Here is a 21,068-nt window from a genome sequence, read left to right on the forward strand (position 1 = left end):
GCCCCAAACACCGGCGCAGCTCCGCTGCGTCCGTGTGTTTTGGTTTGTTATGTTTATTTCATAGCTTTAAGTAACTCAACTGGAAGAATACTTTTCAAATCAGAGAAGTCTTTGTACGTAACAACTCTTTTTGATTTTATATCCACCGGTAATTCATCTAGCAGTTGAGACACTAAAATTGTTGTTTTATCCAGCGCATGTGCCAGCCCAAGTTCATACAGGACGTTGGGATTTCTCCCTCCAAGGTTTGCAATAACAACCTTAGCCTGAACAAGATTCTTCAGTACATGAGAGAAAATATCTCCTTTAAAATTTTGCTCGTCTCCCCGAATACACCGAATATCTGCTTTTTCGCATATAGATCTAATTGTTTCATAGACTTCATCAAATTCTCCATGAAACGGCGTAAGAACAAAAACGAAATCTTTTTCAATTAAATCAGACTGTTTTAGACCGGCGCTTTTTAAAAATTCATTTAGTAAAATCTTTGACTTTTCTTTCTCGATAGAGATTTTGTTACCATCCAGCTGAAGATGATAAGCATCTTCGAACCTAGCTGAAGTTTTACTAAGCCTTTTATTCAAGCCATATATTTCTGATTCGACATTGTGACGAAGTAAGTCGAGTTCAATCTTCTTTCTTTCTTCGTCATAACGCGACTCCCTTTTTTTCTGCATTGTATAAAACATTAGCGCCATAACAGCCGTCATGGCTAGCATTAAGATGGCGAATGCAACAATAAATTCGAATGAGCTCATATTTCCCATCACTTCACCACCTTAAAAACCAAGAAACTAAAAACACCAAACGTGACAAGAATATTCAAAAGCCACAGCCCAAAAGAATGCCAATTCTTATCTTCATCAATATATTCTTTACACGGCCTGTATATTGCGCCTAGCTGAATTATTGCTACCACCAGAATACCCACTATCAGGTTTGCTCTATTATCCAGCCAGTACTGAACTATTGCAGCTGAAGAAATAGCTACTGAAAGTGCGACAAAAGTAAGATCGACAGGCAGCCCCAACCCAATTTCACCAAGTATGGTAGGCGTACTTCTTTTGTTCACTATAAAGCTCCTTAACACTGAACTTAGTATTACAAGGAGCGCTGGCAATATGAACGCTTCCACTTAGTTAACTTCCTCTATATTCAATTCGCCAAATTTGAGCGGTAAACATAACAGTGATTAGATGGAAGGCGGTACTAATCCGTTAGCAGAGCATTCCATATAACTCTGTAACATCTTCATCGCCGCCAAGTGAAAGTCATCATTAAATCATAAGATTACCAGCTCGCTCTAGTACTGAGCGTATTCGCTTGACTTCCTCTTTTTGCGCCACTGTTGCCACTGTGTGAAAAAACAGTGCTCAGAACAGTCTTGGAAAGCGTCGCCAAAGCACGCCTGCGTGAACGGGTCAGAAATAACCATGAGGCCGTCACCATGTTGAGTGGGTCGTAGTGGGCAGCTCTCGTTTATCCACTCCATCCGGCAAGGCTACCGCCCCTGAATTTCAGCCTCCAGCCTGCTGATGTTAATCTGTGATGTTGCACTGGCCTGGCTCATGGGTGACTCCGACGAGGCTGTTGCCAAACGGCTATGATAGCGAGTGCCGCCGGGGAGAAAAGAGGGGAGTGATGATTTCCTGGGCAGGATCAACAAATTAATTAGCATGGGGAAGGCCTTCTTGGTGACTTCTTGGGCCAGCAAGACGTCACTCGCCGCAGCCCGCAGGGCGGGCGAAACCCCGCATAGTGGCAATCCCGCAGGGATTGGGATGCTTGGCACAGGCGAAGGAGTGTGGCTGAACTCCCTAGGGGCCGGAGTCTCTGGTATGATGCGCCATCATTTAGCGACCGGTGACGACGCCAGCATCATGGTGGTCAGGCTGCCGGTAGGGCCATTTTTCTTTGGGGCGCACTGGGTGCGAACCCACACCACGGATCTTGAACATGAGCAGTGAACTGATTTACGGCATCCACGCCGTGGCCGCCCTTCTTGAGCGCGAGCCGGAGCGTTTCATCGAAGTGTGGGCCCTCAAGGGCCGCGACGATGAGCGGCTGCAGCCCCTGCTGGCGGAGCTGGATGCACTCGGCCTCAAGGTGCAGAGCGTGAACCGCAAGACGCTCGACGACAAGGCGGAGGGCAACAATCACCAGGGCATCATGGCCCGGCTGAAGGAGGCGCCCAAGCTGGCCGAGCACGATCTGGCCAGCCTGCTGGACAAGCTGGCCGAGCAACAGACTCAGCCCTTCCTGCTGGTGCTGGACGGGGTGACCGATCCGCACAACCTGGGTGCCTGCCTGCGCAGCGCCGATGCGGCCGGGGTGCATGCGGTGATCGTGCCGCGCGACAAAGCCACCGGGCTGACTCCGATCGTGCGCAAGGTCGCCTGTGGCGCCGCCGAAGTGGTGCCGCTCATTCAGGTCACCAACCTGGCTCGCAGCCTGCGCGAGCTGCAGGAGCGTGGCGTCTGGCTGGTCGGCACCGCCGGTGAGGCGGATCACGACCTCTATCAGGCCAAGCTGACCGGCCCGATGGCGCTGGTGATGGGCGCAGAGGGCAAGGGCATGCGTCGCCTCACCCGCGAGCACTGCGACGAGCTGGTGAGCATCCCGATGGCGGGGGCGGTATCGAGCCTCAACGTCTCGGTGGCGACTGGCGTCTGTCTGTTTGAAGCCGTGCGCCAGCGCCGCGCCTGAGGCGAGCTGAATGGACAGACCCCCGTTTTGCCGGGATCGGGTCACGGATGAGCAGGAGGCCGCGCGCCTCCTCTCTTTTGCCCGGCCGCTGACCCTGAGCCCCCGCGCCTGCCTCTGGCATGCCGGCGATCGACCCGATCTGCTGGTGATGGTGGAGCAGGGGCTGCTGCGGGCCAAGGTGGTGCTGGCAGACGGCCGTGAGTACATCAAGGAGTTCTACTGGGAGGGGGATGAGTTCCTCGACTTCCACCACCTGCTCAGTGGCGAGCCGGCCCGCTACAGCGTGGAGGCGCTGGAGCCCTGTCGGCTCTTGCTGTTCAATCTGGCCGACCTGCGCACGCTCTCCTGTTGGCCCGCCTGGTATCAGCATCTGCTGGCGGTGCAGCTGCGCATCAAGGAGGAGAAGGAGCTGCTGCTTTTGACCGAGAGCCCGCAGGCCCGCTATCAGCACTTTTTGCGCAGTTTTCCCGCGCTGGAGGCCAGGGTGCCCGATCACCAGATCGCCGCCTATCTCGGCATCACCCCCATCAGCCTGAGCCGCATTCGTAAACGGCTGAAGGATCTTAACAAAGGTTAATGCCGGCCCGCGTGCGGCTGGCTATGCTGCCCTTCTCATCATGAGCAAGGAATCCCCATGAACTGGTCTCTCAAATCTTTCGAACAACTCGACGTCAACGAACTCTATGAACTGCTCACCCTGAGATCCCGGGTCTTCGTGGTGGAACAGACCTGCGTCTTTCTCGATCTGGACGGCGTCGACAAGCGCCCCGACGTACTGCACCTGCTCGGCTGGCAGGATGGGGCACTGGTGGCCTATGCCAGGCTGATGGCGCCCGGTGTGGCCAAGAGTGAGCAGGTGGTGATCGGCCGGGTGGTGACCGCCCCCGAGGCGAGAGGCGATGGCCTGGGCCACCGGCTGATGCAGCAGGCGCTGCAGGAGTGTGCCCGGCTGTGGCCCGGGGTCAGCATCTATCTGGGGGCGCAGGCGCACCTGCAGGGCTTCTACGGCCGTCACGGCTTCACCGCCGTGGGGGAACCCTATCTGGAAGATGACATTCCCCACATCGGCATGAGCACCTCTTAATGCCTTTTAGGCATAACAATGAAATTATTATGTCTTGAGGTAGTAAAGAAAACGGGTGCCTGGCGCCATGTTAGTGGGTACCCTCTGAGTGATTAATCGGCAACAGTTGATGGATAGGTTTTAAAAATGGTCTTTTACCCCATTAATACAGAACAAGATTCAGCGATTGAGCCGTTGAGCCATTTTATTTGCGTTCGTCACACGAGCGGTTGTCGCTGATGGAGTTGTTGCGCAAGCGGTTCGCACTGGACCTGCAAACCTTCGCCATCATCACCCTGGTGCTGGGCAATCTGGCACAGGCCTTCTCCGACGTGCTGGTCAAGCTGATCGGCCCCGGTTTCAGCCCCTTCCAATACATGTTCCTGCGCCAGCTGCTGACCCTGCTGGTGCTGCTGCCCTTCATGCTGCGTGTGCCGCGCTCGGCCTGGGGGCTGGGTGCCTGGAAGTGGCACCTGCTGCGCGGCCACCTCTGCCTGCTCGGCGGCGGTGGCATGATGCTGGCTCTGACCCAGCTGCCGCTGGCCACGGCCAACGCCATCTTCTATGTCTCCCCGCTGCTGACGCTGCCGCTGGCGGCCTGGCTGCTCAAGGAGAAGATCCACCCCAGAGTCTGGCTGCTGAGCGGCATGGGGCTGCTCGGGGTAGTGTTCGTGCTGCGGCCGGGGGATTTCCATCTGGCCGGGCTGGGCGCCCTGGTGACCGCCTTCACCCTGGCGCTGTTCAACATCACGGGACGCAAGTTGCCGGCCGGGATCTCGGTGGTGGCGACCCTGTTCTGGGCCAACCTGCTGGCCATGCCGCTGACCGCGGGTCTGGCGGTGGGTCAGTGGCAGCCGGTGGACTGGCGGCTGCTGGTGCTGATCGGCGGCAGCGGCGTCATGCAACTGCTCTATCACGCCAGCTGCTTCTATTCCTATCGTCAGGTAGAGGCCAACCGCATCGCGGCGACCGAGTACTCGGGCCTGATGTTCGTGGTGCTGCTGGGGGTCTGGCTGTTTGGCGAGATCCCGGCGTGGAACCTCTGGGTCGGGGTGAGCTTCATCCTGCTGGCCATTCACTGGCAGCGCCGGTTGCGCTGAGGCCAGACCGGCAGCAGGCTGCCGGATGAAAAAACAGGCATCTTATGAGGCCGCTCTCTGTCATGGTCGGGCAAACCGGGTATGCTGGGCGGCCTGTTGCTATCGGAACCCTGTCGTGACCCCAACCATCTTTGCCGCCATCCTGCTGGCAGCCCTGCTGCACGCGCTCTGGAATGCGCTGGCCAAGCGCCAGGCCGAGGGGCGGGTCAGCGTCCTGCTGGTCTCCCTCTGCTCCGGTCTGTTTGCCGCCCCCTTTCTCCCCTTGGTGGGCTGGCCGGTGGCGGCCGAATATCCCTGGCTGGCACTCTCCATCCTGCTGCACTGCGGCTACTGCCTGTTTCTCGGTCGGGCCTACCGGCTGGGTGAGTTCGGCCAGATTTATCCGCTGGCCCGGGGCAGTGCCCCGCTGGTGACCCTGCTGTTCGGTGCCCTGCTGCTGGGTGAAGTACCGGGAATGGTGGCGGTGACGGGAGCCGTGGTGCTGGTGAGCGGCGTGCTGCTGATGGCGTGGCGCGGCGGCCTGCGGCTGGCACCGGCCGCGCTGCAGGCGGTGCTTGTCACGGCGCTGTTTACCGCCTCGTACACCCTGTCCGATGGGGCGGGGGCTCGCTCGGCCGGCGAGCCGGTGCGTTACACCCTCTGGCTGTTCGCCCTCACCGCGCTGATGATGCCGCTGCTGATGCGCTGGCAGAGTCGCACTGCCTGGCGCGAGCTGGGGCCTGCAGCGTGGCGCAGTGGCGCCATCGGGGGAGCCTTGTCGCTGTTGGCCTACGGGATCGTCATCTGGGCCATGACCAGGGCGCCCATCGGCCTGGTGGCGGCCCTGCGCGAGAGCAGCGTGCTGTTTGCGGTGCTGATCTCCTGGGGCTGGCTGGGGGAGAAGCTGGGGCGGGTCAGGCTGCTGGCCGCCCTGATTATCCTGGGCGGGATCCTGCTGATCCGCCTCGGCTAGGGGCGTGCCCCTCGGAGCTGACGGCCGCCCCCGACCTGGATGCCGGTGGCGGCGACATCAGGCTGGTTGCTGCAAGGCGGCAATGGCTTCCCGGGCGACCCGGTCGAGGGGCTCGCCGAGCCGGCTGACCCGATAGTCGAGGTGCTCTATCAGCTCGTTGCCAAAGCGCAGTTTGTCCAGCGCTGTGAGAGTGGCGTCGTCCAGTCTGCCCAGGCGATCCTCCCGTATCAGCAGCACGGCCCTGTCGACCCCGCCCAGCAGCCCCCCGGGTTCTTTCAACTCACGGATGGGATGGATGGCGTGCAGGAACTGGGGGCGCCACAGGGGCACTATGGCCCAGCGTTGCTCGGCCACGGCCTGCTCAAAGGCGGCCAGACACTGCTCCTGTGTCCCGTTCAGGAAGCGGTAACCCGTCTGCTCGAGCCCGTACACCCTCATGATCTCCCGCGAGAAGCGGCTGATGCCAGCCCCCGGCCCGATCCCCTGGATCTGCGGGGTCATGCGCTGCCTTACCTCGAGGCGCAGAAGGTCGGCGACCTCGGCCACCTGATCGACGGGAACATAGTCCGGGACGCCCCACAGGGCATAGGGCTGGTAGTGCAGCCCCAGCTCACGCACGGCCACCCGCTTCTCGACCTCGGCTTTGTAGATGCCGTGGCTGGCAGGCAGCCAGGCGGAGGCCAGCAGATCGATCTCGCCGCTGGCGAGCCGTTCAAAATTGGCCTCATGGGGGGCGTGGCTGCGGGTGACCCGGTAGCCCCGCTGCTCCAGAACGGCAGTCACCAGGGCCCCGGTCATGCGGTGGAATGAGAGATCCGTGATGCCGAGCCTGAGCTGGGGGCCTGCGCCCTGGCCCGAGGGGGAGCGGGGGCTTGCCAAGGCACGCCCCGCCACTGCCAGGGTGCCCATGGCGATCGCGCTTTTGATGAAGTGTCGTCTGTTACTCATCCCTATCTCCCCCGGTCGGCGGGTTGTCGTGCTGGTCGATGTCCGTCTGGGTGAAGAGCAACTCGACCGGCACCCCGTTGTTATCCCTCAGAAAGAGCTGCAGCTCGTTGCGCTCCGGGATGACCCGGCTGACGAAGGGTACCTCCAGTCGCAGCAGGCGAGCCTGCGTCTCTACAGGATCCGAGGCGCTCAGCGAGATGTGATCGATGCAGCCGCTGCCTTGCTCCGTCTCCCGTTTCCCCAGATAGTCGGTCAGTCCCTCGCCCTGGGTGTTGGCAACGATGTGCAGCAGGGGGCGCCCTCCTGCGTAGAGCCAGCAACCCGGAAAAGGAAAGGGGGGCCGCCCCCCTTCCTGCAGGCCAATGGCATCGCGATAAAACGCTATGGTCTGCTCCAGCTGATCCGTGCGAAGCGTGACGTGGTCGATGGCATGTATGGTCATATGGCCTCCTGTCGGCTCGGAATGCGGGTGAAGGGGTCGTCGCCTAGCAGGCCAGGGCCTTTGGCCGCCCTCTTCGCTCCTGGGTCAGAATGAACAGCAGCCCCAGGGCCGGTACCAGCGCCGCGAAGAAGGGGAGGGCAGCCGGTCCCAGCTGACTGTCGACGACGGCACCACCGATCACTCCGCCCAAGGCGTTGGCGATGTTGAACGCAGAGATGTTGGCGGTGGCCGCCAGCTCCGGGGCCTGCCGGCCATATTTCATCACCCGCATCTGCATGGCGGGCAGATTGGCGAAGGTGGCCACACCAAACAGGAAGGTGGCGATCAGGAAAGGCCATGGGTAGTGCTCCACCACGCCGACCAGCAGCAGGGCCAGAATGGTCAGCAGTGGCCACACCAGCAGGGAGCGCCGCAGATTGCGGTCGGCGCTGTGCCCGCCGATGTTGTTGCCAAGCACCAAGCCCAGCCCGACGACCACCAGCACGCCTGTGATGGCGGAACGTTCGAAGCCCGCCACCTCTTCTGCCAGCGGCGCTATGTAGCCATAGAGGGTCATGAAGCCGGCCCAGCCCAGTACGGTAAAGAGCAGGCTGGCCAGCAGGTTCCAACTGCGGAAGGCGGCAAGCTGCTGGCTGATGGAGGTGGCGCTCTCCCTGGGTTGGCGCTCGATGACGAGGGCGATGGCCAGCATGGAGAGCAGACCCAGCCCGGCGACCACCAGGAAGGTGGTATGCCAGTCGAAGGCATTGCCTATCCAGGCCCCCGCCGGCACGCCCAGCACGTTGGCCAGGGTCAGGCCCGCAAACATCTGGCCGACGGCGCGGCCCGCCATCTTGTCGCTCACCATGCGGGTGGCGACCACGGCACCTATGCCATAGAAGGGGCCCTGGGTCAGGCCGGCCAGGATACGGCTCACGATCAGGGTGACGTAGTCGGTGCTGAAGGTCGCGATCAGGTTGGCGACCACAAACAGCACCATCAGTGCCAGCAGGACGCGACGTTTCTCGAAGCGGGCCAGCCAGAGGGTGAGCAGCGGGCCGCCAAAGACGATGGCCAGGGCATAGGCGGTGATGAGGTTGCCCGCCTGGCCCGTGGTGACCCCCAGCGATTCAGCCACCTGGGGCAGGATGCCGGCGATCAGGAACTCCGCGGTGCCGATGGCAAAGGCACTCAGGGTCAGGATCCAGATCCGGGCCGGGAGCGTGTTGGCCTCTTTCATGCTCATCTCCTCAGTTGATCAGGGCGCCGCCATCGATATCTATGGTGGCGCCGGTCATGAAGGGGTTGTCGATGGCCAGCAGATAGCCGGCGGCAAGATCTTCGGCGCGGCCGTACCGACCGGCCGGCAGGCTGGCGGCCGCCCGGCCCAGCATGGCCTCTCGCGCCTCGGGTGCCATGGCGGCGTAGGCCTCGGTATCGGTCAGCCCCGGACTGACCACGTTGACCCTGATGGGGGCCAGCTCACGGGCTAGCAGCCTGGCGGCGGCTTCGAGCGCGGCATTCATGGTGGTCTTGACCAGGGTACCGGGCACCGTTTTGCGGGCCAGGAACCCTGTGGTGAGGGTGATGGTGCCGCCGGGGGCCATATGCGGGGCAAGGCTGCGAATGACCGTCAGAGTGCCCCAGAACTTGGTGTCGAAGGCCGCCTTGGCCGCCGTGAGATCCAGCTCGAGCAGCGACCCACCAGGCGCCTGGGAACCGGCGGTGATGACCAGGTGATCCAGCTGGCCCAGATCGGTCAAGAGGTTATCGATGGAGGTCTGGTCCGTGATATCCAGGCCGCTCTTGCGGCTGGCGACGATGACCTGACCGGGGCGCTGGCGCAGGGCGTCGGCGACGGCGCGGCCGATACCTGTGTGGCCACCGATGACAAGGGACAGGGTATGTTGATGAAATGCCATGGCAATGTTCCTCTCTGAGACGGCGGGGGATCCGCGCCTGTGTCTGCTGGAGAAGATAGATGTGACGGTGTATTTTGATAATTGCCGCAAAATCTAAAACATAATTCGGATTATCAATACAATCATGCTCGAGAACCTCAATCTGTTCCTGGTCATAGTGGAAAAAGGGGGGCTGGCCGCCGCGGGGCGTGAGCTGGGCTTCTCCCCGGCAACCGTCTCGGAGCGGCTGGCCTCCCTGGAACGCTACTACGGTACGACCCTGCTCAGCAGAACCACTCGCTCCATCAGCCTCACCGAAGAGGGGCGCCTGTTGCTGGAGGAGGGGCGCCATCTGCTGGCCCAGGCCGAGGGGCTCAAGCGCCGTCTGCGCGATGGCGGGGACGAAATGAACGGGTTGCTGCGCATCAGCGCCCCTCATGATCTGGGGATCAGCCGGCTGGTGCCGCTGCTCGATCGCTTCATGGCGCAACACCCGGGGATCACGCTGGATCTCAACCTGACCGACGGCTATCTGGATCTGGTGGGGCAGGGGATCGATCTGGCCCTGCGCTACGGAGAGCTGGCCGACAGCACACTGCGCACCCTCTCGCTGGGGGAGAACCGCCGGATCGTCTGTGCCTCACCCGCCTACCTGGCGCGCAAGGGGGAGCCCCGCCATCCGGAAGAGCTTGCCGATCATGACTGCCTGTTGATGCGTTTCGGAGAACATCCGGAGCGCTGGTGGTCTTTTCAGGTCGAGGGTGTGGTGAAGCGGGTGATGGTGCAGGGGCGGCGCATCAGTAACAACGGTTATCTGGTGCGCCAGTGGTGCCTGCAGGGGGAGGGGATCTGCCTCAAGTCCCGCTGGGATGTGGGGGAGGATCTGAGCCGTGGCCGCCTGGTGGAGATCCTGCCCGAGTTCGCCGCCCCGGCGTCACGGCTGCAGATCGTCTACCCCTCCGGGCGGCATCAGCCGCGCCGGGTGCGCGCCCTGATCGACGCGCTGGTCGCCGAGTTCGGACGCCCTCAGGGGTAGACCCGGGTCATCATGACAAACCCTTCTGCATCGGCGGTGAGGCTGGTCTCGATCCGTCCCAGCTCGGCCAGCGTGGCCACATGGGTGCCGCCGCAGGGGATGGTGACCTCCCGCCCTTCCAGCGGGCAGTGCCAGTAACGGGAGTCGATGATCGACTCGCCGGCCCGGCTGCGGCGGATCTCGCCTCCGGTTGCCAGCCAGTCGGCCAGCTGGCGATTGATGTGCGCTTCAATCTGCGCCAGATCCGCCAGCAGGGCCTCACTGTTGACCCCCTTCTTGCGCAGGCTCTTGCCGATCCGGTACTGCTCGCGCGAGCCATTGGGCTCGACTCGCGAGGTCTGGATGGCGAGACGATCGAAATCCGGCTGATCCAGCGCGTCCCGCTCGCTCACCTCCTTGCGCCAGTAGGGCATCAGCGCCCGGTTTAGGGCCAGTGCTGCCAGATGGCAGCCGCTGTGACCCAGGCTCAGGGCGTGACGGGCCTCGGCATCCACTTGCAGCGTCACCTGACTGCCCACCGGCAGCGCACAGTGACAGGCCAGCGGGTGCACCACCACGAAACGCCACCCTTCCGCGCCTCGCTTGACCGGGATCGCCTGGTCGACGAACAGCTCCCCATCCGGGCTGATGGCCCCCATGCGGCAGGGGCCGACGGCCGCTTCGCCACCCTCCCAGCGCACTGTGCCCACGTCACCCGGCTGATCGGGCCAGAGGTGGCTCTGGGGATGAAAGGGGGTAAGGTCGGTGACCAGCAGGCTGATATCGCCGCTCTGGCAGCAGATGACGCTGGCCTGCTCCTGGTGGTGGCCCAGCACGAAGCTGGCTCGGGTATGTGACATGGATGGCTCCCGCAGATCGAAGAGGAAGAGAGCCGCCAGCATACGTCAAAGCGCAGAGCGGCTCATTAACCTCGGTTAATGAGCCGGTCCGGAGGCAGGATGATGAGTGCTAGATCATGGCGACCAGCAGGTAGGCGTTGAGCCCGATCACCAGGGCGACGATGAGGCGGCCGAGCGCCTGGGTCACCGGGTGGTTGCGATACTCCCCCATCAGGGCGCGATCGCCGGTCAATATCAGCAGCGGGATGAGCGCCAGCGCGATGCCGAAGCTCAGCACCACCTGGCTCAGCACCAGAATTTCGGTGGTGTTGAGGCCCATGGCGATCACCACGAAGGCGGGGGCCATGGTGATGGCACGGCGCAGCCAGAGCGGGATGGTGAAGCGCACGAAGCCCTGCATCACCACTTGCCCGGCCAGCGTGCCCACCACGGTGGAGCTGATACCGGAGGCGACCAGCGAGAGGCCGAACAGAGTGGCAGCCGCCTGGCCCAGCAGCGGAGTCAGGGTCTGGTAGGCGGACTCCAGCTCGGCCACCTGCTGGTTGCCGGAGCTGTGGAAGGCGGCCGCGGCCATGGCCATCATGGCCAGGTTGACGAAGCCGGCGATGGTCATGGCGATGGCCACGTCGACCCGGGTGGTGTGCAGCCGCTGGGGAACCGAGCCCTGATCCTGGGTGTGCTGGGTCAGCGCCGAGTGCAGATAGATGACGTGAGGCATCACGGTGGCGCCGAGCACCCCGGCCGCCAGATAGACGGCGTCGCTGTTGGGCAGTCCGGGGAAGAGGGCGCCCTCCAGCAGGCTCGGCAGATGGGGGCGGGAGAACACCAGCTCGACGATGTAGGCCGCCGCCACGAACAGCAGCAGGCCGCCCACCACGAACTCCAGCGGTTTCTGGCCGCGGGACTGCAGCATCAGGATCCCCCAGGTGAGCACGGCGGTGATGCCGGCCCCTTCCAGCAGGGTGACCCCGAGCAGCAGCTTGAAGCCGACCGCGGCCCCGATGAATTCGGCCAGATCGGTGGCCATGGCGATGATCTCCGCCTGCACCCAGTAAGCCCAGACCGCCGGCTTGGGCAGACGGTCTCGAATGTGTTCCGCCAGGTTCTTGCCGGTGACGATGCCGAGCTTGGCCGAGAGAGTCTGCACCAGCATGGCCATCAGGTTGGCCCACACCACGACCCATAGCAGCTGGTAGCCAAAGGTGGAGCCGGCCTGAATGTTTGTGGCGAAGTTGCCCGGATCTATGTAGCCGATGGCGGCGATAAAGGCCGGCCCGAGCAGGGTCAGTTTGAATTTGCGGGCCGGGATGGCCGTGGTCAGCGCGGGTTGCATGGTATCAGCCTCCATAAGTGCATGGAGATAGAATAGATCTAAATGATAATTATTATCAATTGAAGTTTTGTATTGTTCCCATAGATAAAAACATCGGCGGTGGCTGGTTGCAGTGAGGGATGGGATTTCGTACAATACGCCGCCCTAGAAAAGCAGCGTCTAAACACCATTATGTTCCTTGCCTCCGAGGTCTGGCTGCACCTGGGCGGAGGCTGAATTAATCCGTAAGGAGCTAAAATGCGTCATTACGAAATCGTCTTCATGGTTCATCCGGACCAGAGCGAGCAAGTACCTGGCATGATCGAGCGTTACACCGGCGCCATCACCACCTCCGGTGGTACCATTCATCGCCTGGAAGATTGGGGCCGTCGTCAGCTGGCTTACCCGATCGACAAACTGCACAAAGCCCACTACGTTCTGATGAACGTAGAAGCAGAGCAAGCCGTTATCGATGAGCTGGAAACCAACTTCCGCTTCAACGATGCCGTTATCCGCAACATGATCATGCGCACCAAGCACGCCGTGACTGAAGTTTCTCCGATGGCCAAGGCCAAGGAAGAGCGCTTCACCCGTCGTGACGACGAGCGCCGCGAAGAAGCTACTGAAGCTGCTTCCGAAGAGTAATTCTGGATCACTGACTAGAGGATAAAGGCCATGGCACGTTATTTCCGTCGTCGTAAGTTCTGCCGCTTCACCGCCGAGAACGTTACCGAGATCGACTACAAAGATATCGTTACTCTGAAAAACTACATCACTGAATCTGGCAAGATCGTACCGAGCCGTATCACCGGTACCCGCGCCAAGTATCAGCGTCAGCTGGCACGCGCCATCAAGCGTGCTCGTTACCTGGCTCTGCTGCCGTACACCGATCTGCACAACAAGTAAGAATCGGTCCGGCACTTAAGCCTAACTCAACGAAATTTATAGAGGAAAGGTAATGCAAGTTATCCTGCTCGACAAAATCGCCAAACTGGGCGGTCTGGGTGACCAAGTTTCCGTGAAAGCTGGTTATGCCCGTAACTTCCTGATCCCGCAAGGCAAAGCTGTTATGGCCACCAAGGCCAACATCGAAGCTTTCGGTGCTCGTCGTGCTGAGCTGGAAGCCAAACTGGCTGCCAACAAAGCTGCTGCTGAAGAGCGTGCTGCCAAGCTGGCCGAACTGGCTACCGTGGTTATCGCTTCCAAGTCTGGCGACGAAGGCAAGCTGTTCGGTTCCATCGGTACCCGTGACGTGGCTGAAGCCATCACTGCTGCCGGCGTAGCCGTTGCCAAGAGCGAAGTCCGCATGGGCAACGTTCTGCGTAACACCGGTGACTACGAAGTTGCTGTTCAGCTGCACGCTGACGTTAAAGCAACCGTACAGATCCAGGTTGTTGCCCTGTAATAGCGATTCGCTTTTGTAGAAAAAACCCGCGCACTTGCGCGGGTTTTTTATTTTCAGGCCCGGGGGTAGAGTAAAGACCTGTTCCTCTGGAGGAGATCCCTATGGCCTGGGTCGAAGGTCGCGTCCTTGAACGCATCGAGTGGACGCCCACCCTGTTCTCCCTGCGTGTGGCGGCCGAGCTGGCCCCCTACAAGGCGGGGCAATTCACCAAACTGGCCCTCGAGCAGGGCGATCGCCGCGTCCAGCGGGCCTACTCCTTCGTCAATCCGCCTTCGACTCCCTACCACGAGTTCTATTTCGTCGAGATCCCCGATGGGGAGCTGACTCCGACCCTGGGTTCTTTGCGGGCGGGCGACAGCCTGCTGGTGCAATCCCTGGCGACCGGTTTTCTCACCCTGGACGAGGTGCCGGCCGGGCGCGATCTCTGGCTGCTCTCCACCGGGACCGCCATCGGCCCCTTCCTCTCCATGCTGGCCGACGGGGAAGCCTTTGCCCGTTTCGAGAATCTGGTGCTGGTGCACGGGGTGCGCAAGGGGGAGGAGCTGAGCTATCGGGATCTGATAGTGAGCTTTGCCGAGCGTCATGGCGAGCGTTTTCGCTACGTCCCCTTCGTCAGCCGTGAAAGCTGGCCCGGAGCGATGGAGGGGCGGATCCCGGCGGCCATCGCCGATGGTCGCCTGCAGGCGCGAGTGGGGCTGGAATTTGCTCCCGCGCTGAGCCAGGTGCTGATCTGCGGCAACCCGGGCATGGTGAAGGAGACCCAGCAGACCCTGTTGTCATTGGGGTTGGCCAAGAACCTGCGGCGGGCCCCTGGCAACATCAGTGCGGAGAATTACTGGTAGGAAAAGCGAACAAGGGGCCATGGGCCCCTTGTTCATGCTCGACGGCAGTCAGATCAGTGCTTCTTGTTGCCGTGGCCCTTGTCCTTCTCTTTGAACTTGTCATGTCCCTGCCCCGGGTTGTTGCCGCTGTGGATGCTGCGGTTGTAGTGATCCCGGTACTTGCCGTCGATCTTGTCGCAGTTGAGCTTGATGCGGCTGTCACCGATGCCTAGATCCAGGCAGTTGTGCTGCCACCAGTCGTACTCCTTGTCATCCCAGTCGACGTTCAGCTTGATGTTGTCGGTGGAAAGGCGGATGCCATCGCCATCCTTGGAGTGGGGCGGGGCGGCAAAGGCAACCCCGTTGGCCAACAGCAGGGAGAGCAGCAGGGTGCCTTTGTTGAACATGGTTGAATGAGTCATGACGAAAGTTCTCCTTGGTTACTGGCCGGTGCCCTGGGTGGCGGGCATCTGGTTGCTGCCGGGGGGATCATTGCGGTGCTCTTCATCGTCGAAGCTGACCCTGCTTTCCCGGCATGGCGTCTGGGTGCCATCGTTCATTCCCGGCTCGAAGCAGTTGGTCGATGACCAGCCAAATTGCTTGTCATCCCAGTCCAGGTTGAAGGTTAGTGCATCGACGGAGAATGCCGTACCACCTTCCTCCTCATACTGCGGTGCTGCCAGCGCGGTGCCGGCAACCAGAAGCAGGGGCAGTAACAAGCTAGTCGTTCGGTTCATTGTGGCCTCGGTGGTTGGTTGTTGCGGGTCAGTGTATGCCAGTCTTGCTGAATCCGGGCAGAATCAGGCTCAATCTCCCATGCTACGAGAGTCGGCAGTGAGTGTATCGACTTTTTGCTGCCGATTTGTCCGTTTTGGTCGCACTCTGGGCAGCTGACCACGGATCTCGTGCAATTATGGTGATTGTCCTTCTCTCGAGGAGTCTGCTGACTATAATCGGCAGCCAACTTTTCCTGCATATCGCGCCCGCTTTCTCATGACCACACAGGCTTCTGCCGTGCTGCGCTACCCCAAGGGGTGGTTCGCACTGACCACGGTGTACAGTTTTACCGGCTTGGCCATTCTGGCCTCCATTGTCTTCTCCCTGCTGCTGTTTCTCTCCATCGACGAGAATCCCCTGATGAAGTGGCTGTTCGGTGGCCTGGCCATCATCTTCGAACTGGGCAAGTTCTACGTCTGGTATGAATACGGGGAGTGCAAGGCGCGTCGCGATCTGGGTGGGGCCTTCTGGTCGCTGCTGTTCTACAGCGTGCTGGCCGCCATCTCCATCGGCGGCAGCATAGGCGGCATCAACAGCGCCACCAACACCATCCTCAACCAGCAGGCGCGCCATGAGCGGGAGATCGCCCGCTTCGACGAGCAGATCGCCAGCATAGAGCGGCAGATCCAGCTCAACGAGGAGGCGGCCCGCAAGTACATCGAGATGGCGCGCATCTCCAGCGGCGTCAGCGGCCTGCAGCAGGCCAACACCAAGCTCAGGCTGCGCCAGGACGAGCTGCGCCAGGAGCGCGACGCCAAGCCCGTCAACGAACAATCCTCCATGCTGGGGCTGATGAGCAGCCTGGCGGACGGGGTGGGCATGAGCATCAGCCAGGTGCAGTTTCTGCTGGTCTGCTTCCTCTCGGTGCTGCTCGACGTGTTCGGCGCCTTCTTCGTCAGTCTGATCGGCGAGGAAAACCGCTTTCGCCGCAGCTGGCTGTGGCAGCGGGACCGCGAGCGGGAACAGATCGTGCTGCAGCAGGCGGAGGCCGCTGCCATGGCACAGCAGCTGCCCGGCCGGCCGGAGCCTGAGCCAGAGGTAGTGGAACAGGTGCGCAGCGCGCTGGAGAGCGGCGAGCTCAAGTGCAGCAAGCGCAGCGTCGCCCAGGCGCTGTCGCTGTCGCTGGAGGAAGTGGACCGGGTGTTCCAGCATCTGCTGGCCCAGGGCGTGCTGGGGCAGGGCAGCAACCGCCACTACCATCTCAGCTCGCAGGGGAGTTGATCATCAGGCCACCGCAGGGTGGCCTTTTTATTGCCGCACGGGGGCTGTGCTAGTGGGTCAGTACCATCATCAGGCTGAGGAAGGCGGCCAGACCGCCGCCGATGCCGATGATCCAGTAAAACCCCTTGGCCCCCTGCTTGAGCGGGATGCGGAAGTAGAGCAGAAACGCCCACCACCCCAGGGCCAGCAACAGAGGAATAAGAAACATTCGAGCCATGGTGTCCTCGCTGTTATTCTGTTGACCCTTGATCAATCAACAGGATGGATTGTGCAATGACGCAGCTACAGATTACCGCATTCGGCGCCCCCTCGGTACTCAGGCTCAACCCTTCCCAGGACAAGGTGCCTGCCGAGGGCGAAGTGCGGGTGCGCATCTGCTTTGCGGGGGTCAACCCCATCGATGCCAAGACCCGGGCCGGCCTCGGCTGGGCGGCGGCGCAAAACAAGGAGAAGCTGCCCTGGACGCCGGGCTATGACGTGGCCGGCGTGGTCGAGAAGGTCGGCCCTGGTGTCGACTCGCTGGCCGAGGGGGACAGGGTATGCGGCATGGTGGGCTTTCCCCTCGCCGCCGGCGGCTACGGCGAGTCCGTGGTGGCGCGTGAGGAGGAGCTGGTCAAGCTGGAGGAGCTGGCTCTGAGGCAGGGGGCGGCGCTGCCGCTGGCCGGCCTCACCGCCTGGCAGGGGCTGTTCGAACACGGCGCCCTCAAGGCGGGGCAACGGGTGCTGATCCTGGCCGGGGCCGGCGGCGTCGGCCATCTGGCTGTGCAGTTTGCCAGCGCCTATGGCGCCGAGGTGGTGGCGACGGCGAGCGGTGACAACCACAGCTTCCTGCACGCGCTGGGGGCCAGCAAGATGGTGGATTACCACGATGCAGACTGGGCCGCCCAGGTGGTGGCCGACGGTCCGGTCGATCTGGTGCTGGATCTGGTGGGTGGCGAGAGCGGCAAGGCGGCGCTGGCCTGCGTCAAGCCGGGCGGCCGGCTGGTGACGGTACCCACCATCACCGCCCAGCAGATCAAGGATGCCGCGGCCGGCAGCGCCATCGAGGTGCTCGGCATGCTGGTGCATCCTGACCGCCAGCAGTTGAGCCAGATGCTGATCCTGCTGCGTCAGGGGGAGGTGCAGATCACCGTCTCCGGCGAATTCCCGCTGGCGGAAGGGGCCCTGGCCCATCAGGCCATCGAGCAGGGCCACGTGCGCGGCAAGCTGCTGCTGCGCATGCCCGCCGCGGATGAGCTGGCCGGATGAATGGCATCACCGAGCTGGGGCTTGGCTGGCTGTTTCTGAGCGCCTTCACCTCCGCCACCCTGCTGCCCGGCAGCTCGGAAGTGCTGCTGGGGGCCATGGCGACCAAGGGGGAGTGGAGCATGGCCAGCCTGTTGCTGTGGGCGACGCTGGGCAATACCCTCGGCTCCATGACCACCTGGTGGCTCGGCTGGCTCGCCACCTTCAAGAAAAAACCGGAAGATTTTCAAGGCCGTGGGGAACAAAAAGCCCTCGGTTGGCTCAAACAACATGGCCACTGGTGTCTGCTGCTGGCCTGGACGCCTGTGGTCGGCGATGGTCTCTGTCTGCTGGCCGGCTGGCTGCGCCTCTCCTTCTGGCGCTCTCTCATTCTCATCGGGCTCGGCAAATTGTTGCGTTATGCCCTGGTCTTTCTGCTGGCCAGGCAGATCTTCTAGCTTCACTCACGAGGTAACCGTGAACAAACTCATTCCATTAAGCATGCTTCTGGGCCTCTCTCTGCCCGTGCTGGCGGCACCCACCCTGGTGTCGGAACAGGTCAAGGAAGAGGGCAAGCTCGGCATTCCCTATCAGATGTACAAGCTGGACAACGGCCTGACCGTCATTCTGGCGCCCGACCGATCCGATCCCCTGGTGCACCTGGACGTCACCTATCACGTGGGCTCGGCCCGCGAGCAGGTGGGCAAGTCCGGGTTCGCCCACTTCTTCGAGCACATGATGTTCCAAGGCTCCAAGCACGTGGGGGATCAGGAGCACATGCGGATCATCAACGAGGCCGGTGGCGACATGAACGGCACCACCAACAAGGACCGCACCAACTACTACGAGACCGTGCCGGCCAACCAGCTGGAGAAGGTGCTCTGGCTGGAGGCCGACCGCATGGGCTTCTTGCTCGACGCGGTGAGCCAGAAGAAGTTCGAGATCCAGCGCGCCACCGTCAAGAACGAGCGGGCCCAGCGCATCGACAACCAGCCTTACGGCCTGGTGAGCGAGAAGGTGGGGGAGGCGCTCTACCCGCGCACCCATCCCTACTCCTGGCAGCCCATCGGCTATGTGGAGGATCTCGACCGGGTCGACGTCAACGATCTCAAGCAGTTCTTCCTGCGCTGGTACGGCCCCAACAACGCCACCCTGACCCTGGGCGGCGACTTCGACACCAAGCAGGCGCTGGCCTGGATTGAGAAGTACTTCGGCCCGATCCCGCGTGGACCCGAGGTGGCCGAGCCGACCCCCGAGCCGGTGACCCTGCCCGAGACCCGTTACGTGACGCTCGAGGACAAGGTGCACCTGCCGCTGCTCTACATCAGCTACCCGACCGTGTCGCTTGGCGATGCGCAGGAGCCGGCCCTCGACATGTTCGCAGACGTGCTGGGCGGTTCCGCCAGCTCCATGCTCTACCAGTCGCTGGTCAAGAGTGGCAAGGCTATTGATGCGGGGGCCTCCCACTACTGTGAGGAGCTGGCCTGCACCCTGACCGTCTACGCCTATCCCAATCCGGCGGTGGATGGCAGCCTGAAGACCCTCAAGAGCGAGGTGGACAAGGTGATCGGCGAGTTCGCCGGCCGCGGCCTCAAGCCGGAGGATCTGGAGAAGGCGATCAACAGCTATCGTGCCTCGGCCATCTGGGGTCTGGACAGCGTCTCCGGCAAGGTGAGCCAGCTCGCCATGGGCCAGGTGTTCGCCCAGGATCCCAACTATGTGTTCAAGAGCCTGGACGCCATCGGCAAGGTGACGCCGGAGCAGGTCAAGGCCGCCTACGACAAGTTCATCCTGAACAAGCCGGCGGTGGTGCTGAGCGTGGTGCCCAAGGGCAAGAGCGACTGGCAGGCCGCCAAGCCCAACTTCACCCCGGCCAAGCGCGAGCTGCCGGATTACGCCAAGCATGACAAGGTGCTGGCCGAGCGGCCGGTGAAAGACGACTTCGATCGCAGCGTGCAGCCCAAGGCGGCCGATGCGGTGAGCGTCAAGGTGCCGGCCATCTGGCACGGCAAGCTCGACAAGGGGATCGAGATCATCGGCACCCAGAGCGATGAAATCCCGGCGGTTTCCATCATGGTCGCCCTGCCGGGCGGCATGCGGGCCGAAGGCAAGGGCGAGCTGGGGCTGGCCAGCCTCACCGCCAGCATGATGGGGCAGGGCTCGGTGCGTCTGACCGAGGCCCAGCTCAGCGACGAGCTGCAAAAGCTCGGCTCCAGCGTCAGCGTCTCCAGCGCCCAGTACAACAACCTGGTCACCATCAGCAGCCTGGCCGACAAGCTGCCGCAGACCCTGGCGCTGGTGCGCGAGGTGTATGAGCGGCCCGGCATGCGCGAGGCCGACTTCGAGCGGGTCAAGGCGCAGATGCTGCAGGGGATGAAACAGAGCGAGCAGCAGCCCGAGTGGCTGGCCGGTCAGGCCTTCCGCGAGCTGATCTACGGCAAGCAGAACCGTCTCGGTCAGCCGGGTGACGGCGTGCTGGCCGACGTGGAGAAGCTGACCCTAGCGGACGTGAAGCGCTTCTACCAGAACTACTACAACCCGACCAACGCCAAGGTGGTAGTGGTGGGTGACGTGACCCAGTCCCAGGTGGAGGATCAACTCGGCTTCCTGACCCAGTGGAAGGGGGCTGCGCCCTCTCTTGGCAGTCTCAAGCCCGAAGGCGAGCAGGCCAAGCCGGGCATCTATCTGGTGGACAAGCCGGGGGCGCCCCAGTCGGTGATCCGCATCGGCCGCCGCGCCATGCCGTTCGATACCACGGGTGACTACTTCACCGCCGGGCTGATGAACTTCAACCTGGGCGGCAACTTCAACAGCCGCATCAACCTCAACCTGCGGGAAGACAAGGGCTATACCTATGGGGCCAGCTCGGGCTTCTCCGCCAACCGGGAGGTGGGGACCTTCGCCACCGGTGCCAACGTGCGGGCCGATGCGACCGTGGATGCCATCCGCCAGTTCCTCAAGGAGATGGACAACTACCGCAAGAGCGGCCCGACCCCGGTCGAGCTCGCCTATATGCGCAGCGCCGTCTCCCAGCAGGATGCGCTCTCTTACGAGACGCTTGGCCAGAAGGCGGGCTTCCTGCTGCAGATGATCATGTATGACCTGAAGCCGGACTATGTGCAGGCCCAGAACAACCTGATCAAGACGGTGTCGGCCGAGACGCTCAAGGCCAGTGCGGCACGCTGGCTTGACCCGGCCGAGATGGTGATTGTGGTGGTGGGGGACAAGCAAAAGCTTGAAAAACCCCTGCAGGAGCTTCATCTTCCCATCTATCCGCTGCAGCTGCCCTGAGGGCGCTACATAAAAATAGTGCCGCCCCCCTGTGGGGCGGCCACACATGAG

At 62.0% G+C, this 21,068-nt stretch carries 25 protein-coding genes; 14 read left to right on the forward strand and 11 right to left on the reverse strand.

What is annotated here, in order from left to right; translation table 11 throughout:
- Positions 1-53: 53 nt before the first annotated feature.
- Both CK627_RS07350 and CK627_RS07355 read right to left on the reverse strand, forming a co-directional pair.
- Complete coding sequence (locus CK627_RS07350) at positions 54-758, reverse strand: hypothetical protein (RefSeq protein ID WP_157737157.1); 705 nt, start codon at positions 756-758, stop codon at positions 54-56.
- 8 nt (positions 759-766) lie between these two features.
- Positions 767-1,072 (reverse strand): hypothetical protein, encoded by a 306-nt coding sequence (locus CK627_RS07355; RefSeq protein WP_095592016.1) that lies wholly within the window; start codon positions 1,070-1,072, stop codon positions 767-769.
- Between the two features lie 884 nt (positions 1,073-1,956).
- Here CK627_RS07355 and rlmB point away from each other — a divergent pair.
- The 5 genes from rlmB (at position 1,957) to CK627_RS07385 (ending at position 5,821) form a co-directional block, all read left to right on the forward strand.
- Positions 1,957-2,706, forward strand: coding sequence for a 23S rRNA (guanosine(2251)-2'-O)-methyltransferase RlmB (rlmB, locus tag CK627_RS07365; protein ID WP_017780253.1), 750 nt, complete (start codon positions 1,957-1,959; stop codon positions 2,704-2,706).
- Positions 2,707-2,716: 10 nt separating this feature from the next.
- Positions 2,717-3,283, forward strand: a complete 567-nt coding sequence (locus tag CK627_RS07370) for a Crp/Fnr family transcriptional regulator (RefSeq protein ID WP_005308861.1) — start codon at positions 2,717-2,719, stop codon at positions 3,281-3,283.
- A gap of 57 nt (positions 3,284-3,340) precedes the next feature.
- Positions 3,341-3,790, forward strand: a complete 450-nt coding sequence (locus tag CK627_RS07375) for a GNAT family N-acetyltransferase (protein ID WP_095592017.1) — start codon at positions 3,341-3,343, stop codon at positions 3,788-3,790.
- Positions 3,791-4,008: 218 nt separating this feature from the next.
- Complete coding sequence (locus CK627_RS07380; protein ID WP_010635120.1) at positions 4,009-4,869, forward strand: DMT family transporter; 861 nt, start codon at positions 4,009-4,011, stop codon at positions 4,867-4,869.
- 115 nt (positions 4,870-4,984) lie between these two features.
- Positions 4,985-5,821: an EamA family transporter gene (locus tag CK627_RS07385; protein WP_095592018.1), complete on the forward strand. Its 837-nt coding sequence runs from the start codon at positions 4,985-4,987 to the stop codon at positions 5,819-5,821.
- A 57-nt stretch (positions 5,822-5,878) separates the two neighbouring features.
- Here the strand turns inward: CK627_RS07385 and CK627_RS07390 are convergent, their stop codons facing one another.
- The 4 genes from CK627_RS07390 to CK627_RS07405 are packed head-to-tail and all read right to left on the reverse strand — an operon-like array spanning position 5,879 to position 9,112.
- Positions 5,879-6,730, reverse strand: coding sequence for a glycine betaine ABC transporter substrate-binding protein (locus CK627_RS07390; protein ID WP_095592019.1), 852 nt, complete (start codon positions 6,728-6,730; stop codon positions 5,879-5,881).
- A 31-nt stretch (positions 6,731-6,761) separates the two neighbouring features.
- Entirely contained in the window at positions 6,762-7,211 is a 450-nt protein-coding gene (locus CK627_RS07395) for a VOC family protein (protein WP_042008750.1), read from the reverse strand.
- A gap of 43 nt (positions 7,212-7,254) precedes the next feature.
- On the reverse strand, positions 7,255-8,430 hold the full coding sequence (locus tag CK627_RS07400; protein WP_095592020.1) for an MFS transporter: 1,176 nt from the start codon (positions 8,428-8,430) through the stop codon (positions 7,255-7,257).
- Positions 8,431-8,440: 10 nt separating this feature from the next.
- Positions 8,441-9,112 carry an SDR family oxidoreductase gene (locus CK627_RS07405; protein ID WP_095592021.1) on the reverse strand — a complete coding sequence of 224 codons (672 nt, stop codon included), beginning with the start codon at positions 9,110-9,112 and terminating at the stop codon, positions 8,441-8,443.
- A 124-nt stretch (positions 9,113-9,236) separates the two neighbouring features.
- Between CK627_RS07405 and CK627_RS07410 the strand changes: the two genes are divergently transcribed.
- Complete coding sequence (locus tag CK627_RS07410) at positions 9,237-10,127, forward strand: LysR family transcriptional regulator (RefSeq protein WP_042008753.1); 891 nt, start codon at positions 9,237-9,239, stop codon at positions 10,125-10,127.
- On the opposite strand, the gene CK627_RS07415 is transcribed toward CK627_RS07410, so the two are convergent.
- Together CK627_RS07415 and CK627_RS07420 are read right to left on the reverse strand one after the other, a co-directional pair.
- Positions 10,118-11,008: an alanyl-tRNA editing protein gene (locus CK627_RS07415; RefSeq protein WP_167385299.1), complete on the reverse strand. Its 891-nt coding sequence runs from the start codon at positions 11,006-11,008 to the stop codon at positions 10,118-10,120. The two genes, CK627_RS07410 and CK627_RS07415, sit on opposite strands and share 10 nt — an antisense overlap.
- A gap of 67 nt (positions 11,009-11,075) precedes the next feature.
- Entirely contained in the window at positions 11,076-12,299 is a 1,224-nt protein-coding gene (locus CK627_RS07420) for an Nramp family divalent metal transporter (RefSeq protein WP_167385300.1), read from the reverse strand.
- Positions 12,300-12,536: 237 nt separating this feature from the next.
- Here CK627_RS07420 and rpsF point away from each other — a divergent pair, with 237 nt between their 5' ends.
- From rpsF to CK627_RS07440, 4 genes are all read left to right on the forward strand, one after another.
- Positions 12,537-12,923: a 30S ribosomal protein S6 gene (rpsF, locus tag CK627_RS07425; protein WP_005308887.1), complete on the forward strand. Its 387-nt coding sequence runs from the start codon at positions 12,537-12,539 to the stop codon at positions 12,921-12,923.
- A gap of 30 nt (positions 12,924-12,953) precedes the next feature.
- The gene (gene rpsR / locus CK627_RS07430) at positions 12,954-13,184 is read left to right on the forward strand and encodes a 30S ribosomal protein S18 (RefSeq protein WP_005308890.1); all 231 of its coding nucleotides are present in this window, start codon (positions 12,954-12,956) and stop codon (positions 13,182-13,184) included.
- Between the two features lie 52 nt (positions 13,185-13,236).
- The gene (rplI, locus tag CK627_RS07435) at positions 13,237-13,683 is read left to right on the forward strand and encodes a 50S ribosomal protein L9 (protein WP_005308892.1); all 447 of its coding nucleotides are present in this window, start codon (positions 13,237-13,239) and stop codon (positions 13,681-13,683) included.
- A 101-nt stretch (positions 13,684-13,784) separates the two neighbouring features.
- The gene (locus CK627_RS07440) at positions 13,785-14,525 is read left to right on the forward strand and encodes a ferredoxin--NADP reductase (RefSeq protein WP_095592023.1); all 741 of its coding nucleotides are present in this window, start codon (positions 13,785-13,787) and stop codon (positions 14,523-14,525) included.
- A gap of 53 nt (positions 14,526-14,578) precedes the next feature.
- Here CK627_RS07440 and CK627_RS07445 read toward each other — a convergent pair whose 3' ends face one another.
- Both CK627_RS07445 and CK627_RS07450 read right to left on the reverse strand, forming a co-directional pair.
- Positions 14,579-14,911, reverse strand: coding sequence for a hypothetical protein (locus tag CK627_RS07445; protein WP_095592024.1), 333 nt, complete (start codon positions 14,909-14,911; stop codon positions 14,579-14,581).
- Between the two features lie 33 nt (positions 14,912-14,944).
- Positions 14,945-15,223: a hypothetical protein gene (locus CK627_RS07450; protein WP_024941996.1), complete on the reverse strand. Its 279-nt coding sequence runs from the start codon at positions 15,221-15,223 to the stop codon at positions 14,945-14,947.
- Between the two features lie 274 nt (positions 15,224-15,497).
- On the opposite strand from CK627_RS07450, the gene CK627_RS07455 reads away from it, so the two are divergent.
- Positions 15,498-16,502 (forward strand): hypothetical protein, encoded by a 1,005-nt coding sequence (locus CK627_RS07455; RefSeq protein ID WP_026141415.1) that lies wholly within the window; start codon positions 15,498-15,500, stop codon positions 16,500-16,502.
- 49 nt (positions 16,503-16,551) lie between these two features.
- On the opposite strand, the gene CK627_RS07460 is transcribed toward CK627_RS07455, so the two are convergent.
- On the reverse strand, positions 16,552-16,719 hold the full coding sequence (locus tag CK627_RS07460; RefSeq protein WP_005308905.1) for a hypothetical protein: 168 nt from the start codon (positions 16,717-16,719) through the stop codon (positions 16,552-16,554).
- Positions 16,720-16,775: 56 nt separating this feature from the next.
- Between CK627_RS07460 and CK627_RS07465 the strand changes: the two genes are divergently transcribed.
- From CK627_RS07465 to CK627_RS07475, 3 genes are read left to right on the forward strand one after another with little or no spacing between them, the layout of a single operon-like run.
- The gene (locus tag CK627_RS07465; protein ID WP_167385302.1) at positions 16,776-17,750 is read left to right on the forward strand and encodes an NADP-dependent oxidoreductase; all 975 of its coding nucleotides are present in this window, start codon (positions 16,776-16,778) and stop codon (positions 17,748-17,750) included.
- Entirely contained in the window at positions 17,747-18,184 is a 438-nt protein-coding gene (locus tag CK627_RS07470) for a YqaA family protein (RefSeq protein WP_017785611.1), read from the forward strand. The genes CK627_RS07465 and CK627_RS07470 overlap by 4 nt, the downstream gene beginning before the upstream one ends.
- 19 nt (positions 18,185-18,203) lie before the next feature.
- Positions 18,204-21,017 (forward strand): M16 family metallopeptidase, encoded by a 2,814-nt coding sequence (locus tag CK627_RS07475; protein WP_095592026.1) that lies wholly within the window; start codon positions 18,204-18,206, stop codon positions 21,015-21,017.
- Positions 21,018-21,068: the final 51 nt, after the last annotated feature.

This window comes from Aeromonas dhakensis (assembly GCF_002285935.1).
GTDB classification, from domain to species: domain Bacteria; phylum Pseudomonadota; class Gammaproteobacteria; order Enterobacterales; family Aeromonadaceae; genus Aeromonas; species Aeromonas dhakensis.

Excerpts from the sequence above, each read along its gene's own strand:
- CK627_RS07350 (WP_157737157.1), bottom strand. The coding sequence starts at position 758 with ATGAGCTCATTCGAATTTATTGTTGCATTCGCCATCTTAATGCTAGCC.
- rlmB (WP_017780253.1), top strand. The coding sequence starts at position 1,957 with ATGAGCAGTGAACTGATTTACGGCATCCACGCCGTGGCCGCCCTTCTT.
- CK627_RS07370 (WP_005308861.1), top strand. The coding sequence starts at position 2,717 with ATGGACAGACCCCCGTTTTGCCGGGATCGGGTCACGGATGAGCAGGAG.
- CK627_RS07375 (WP_095592017.1), top strand. The coding sequence starts at position 3,341 with ATGAACTGGTCTCTCAAATCTTTCGAACAACTCGACGTCAACGAACTC.
- CK627_RS07380 (WP_010635120.1), top strand. The coding sequence starts at position 4,009 with ATGGAGTTGTTGCGCAAGCGGTTCGCACTGGACCTGCAAACCTTCGCC.
- CK627_RS07390 (WP_095592019.1), bottom strand. The coding sequence starts at position 6,730 with ATGGGCACCCTGGCAGTGGCGGGGCGTGCCTTGGCAAGCCCCCGCTCC.
- CK627_RS07395 (WP_042008750.1), bottom strand. The coding sequence starts at position 7,211 with ATGACCATACATGCCATCGACCACGTCACGCTTCGCACGGATCAGCTG.
- CK627_RS07400 (WP_095592020.1), bottom strand. The coding sequence starts at position 8,430 with ATGAAAGAGGCCAACACGCTCCCGGCCCGGATCTGGATCCTGACCCTG.
- CK627_RS07405 (WP_095592021.1), bottom strand. The coding sequence starts at position 9,112 with ATGGCATTTCATCAACATACCCTGTCCCTTGTCATCGGTGGCCACACA.
- CK627_RS07410 (WP_042008753.1), top strand. The coding sequence starts at position 9,237 with ATGCTCGAGAACCTCAATCTGTTCCTGGTCATAGTGGAAAAAGGGGGG.
- CK627_RS07415 (WP_167385299.1), bottom strand. The coding sequence starts at position 11,008 with ATGCTGGCGGCTCTCTTCCTCTTCGATCTGCGGGAGCCATCCATGTCA.
- CK627_RS07420 (WP_167385300.1), bottom strand. The coding sequence starts at position 12,299 with ATGCAACCCGCGCTGACCACGGCCATCCCGGCCCGCAAATTCAAACTG.
- rpsF (WP_005308887.1), top strand. The coding sequence starts at position 12,537 with ATGCGTCATTACGAAATCGTCTTCATGGTTCATCCGGACCAGAGCGAG.
- rpsR (WP_005308890.1), top strand. The coding sequence starts at position 12,954 with ATGGCACGTTATTTCCGTCGTCGTAAGTTCTGCCGCTTCACCGCCGAG.
- rplI (WP_005308892.1), top strand. The coding sequence starts at position 13,237 with ATGCAAGTTATCCTGCTCGACAAAATCGCCAAACTGGGCGGTCTGGGT.
- CK627_RS07440 (WP_095592023.1), top strand. The coding sequence starts at position 13,785 with ATGGCCTGGGTCGAAGGTCGCGTCCTTGAACGCATCGAGTGGACGCCC.
- CK627_RS07445 (WP_095592024.1), bottom strand. The coding sequence starts at position 14,911 with ATGTTCAACAAAGGCACCCTGCTGCTCTCCCTGCTGTTGGCCAACGGG.
- CK627_RS07455 (WP_026141415.1), top strand. The coding sequence starts at position 15,498 with ATGACCACACAGGCTTCTGCCGTGCTGCGCTACCCCAAGGGGTGGTTC.
- CK627_RS07460 (WP_005308905.1), bottom strand. The coding sequence starts at position 16,719 with ATGGCTCGAATGTTTCTTATTCCTCTGTTGCTGGCCCTGGGGTGGTGG.
- CK627_RS07465 (WP_167385302.1), top strand. The coding sequence starts at position 16,776 with ATGACGCAGCTACAGATTACCGCATTCGGCGCCCCCTCGGTACTCAGG.
- CK627_RS07470 (WP_017785611.1), top strand. The coding sequence starts at position 17,747 with ATGAATGGCATCACCGAGCTGGGGCTTGGCTGGCTGTTTCTGAGCGCC.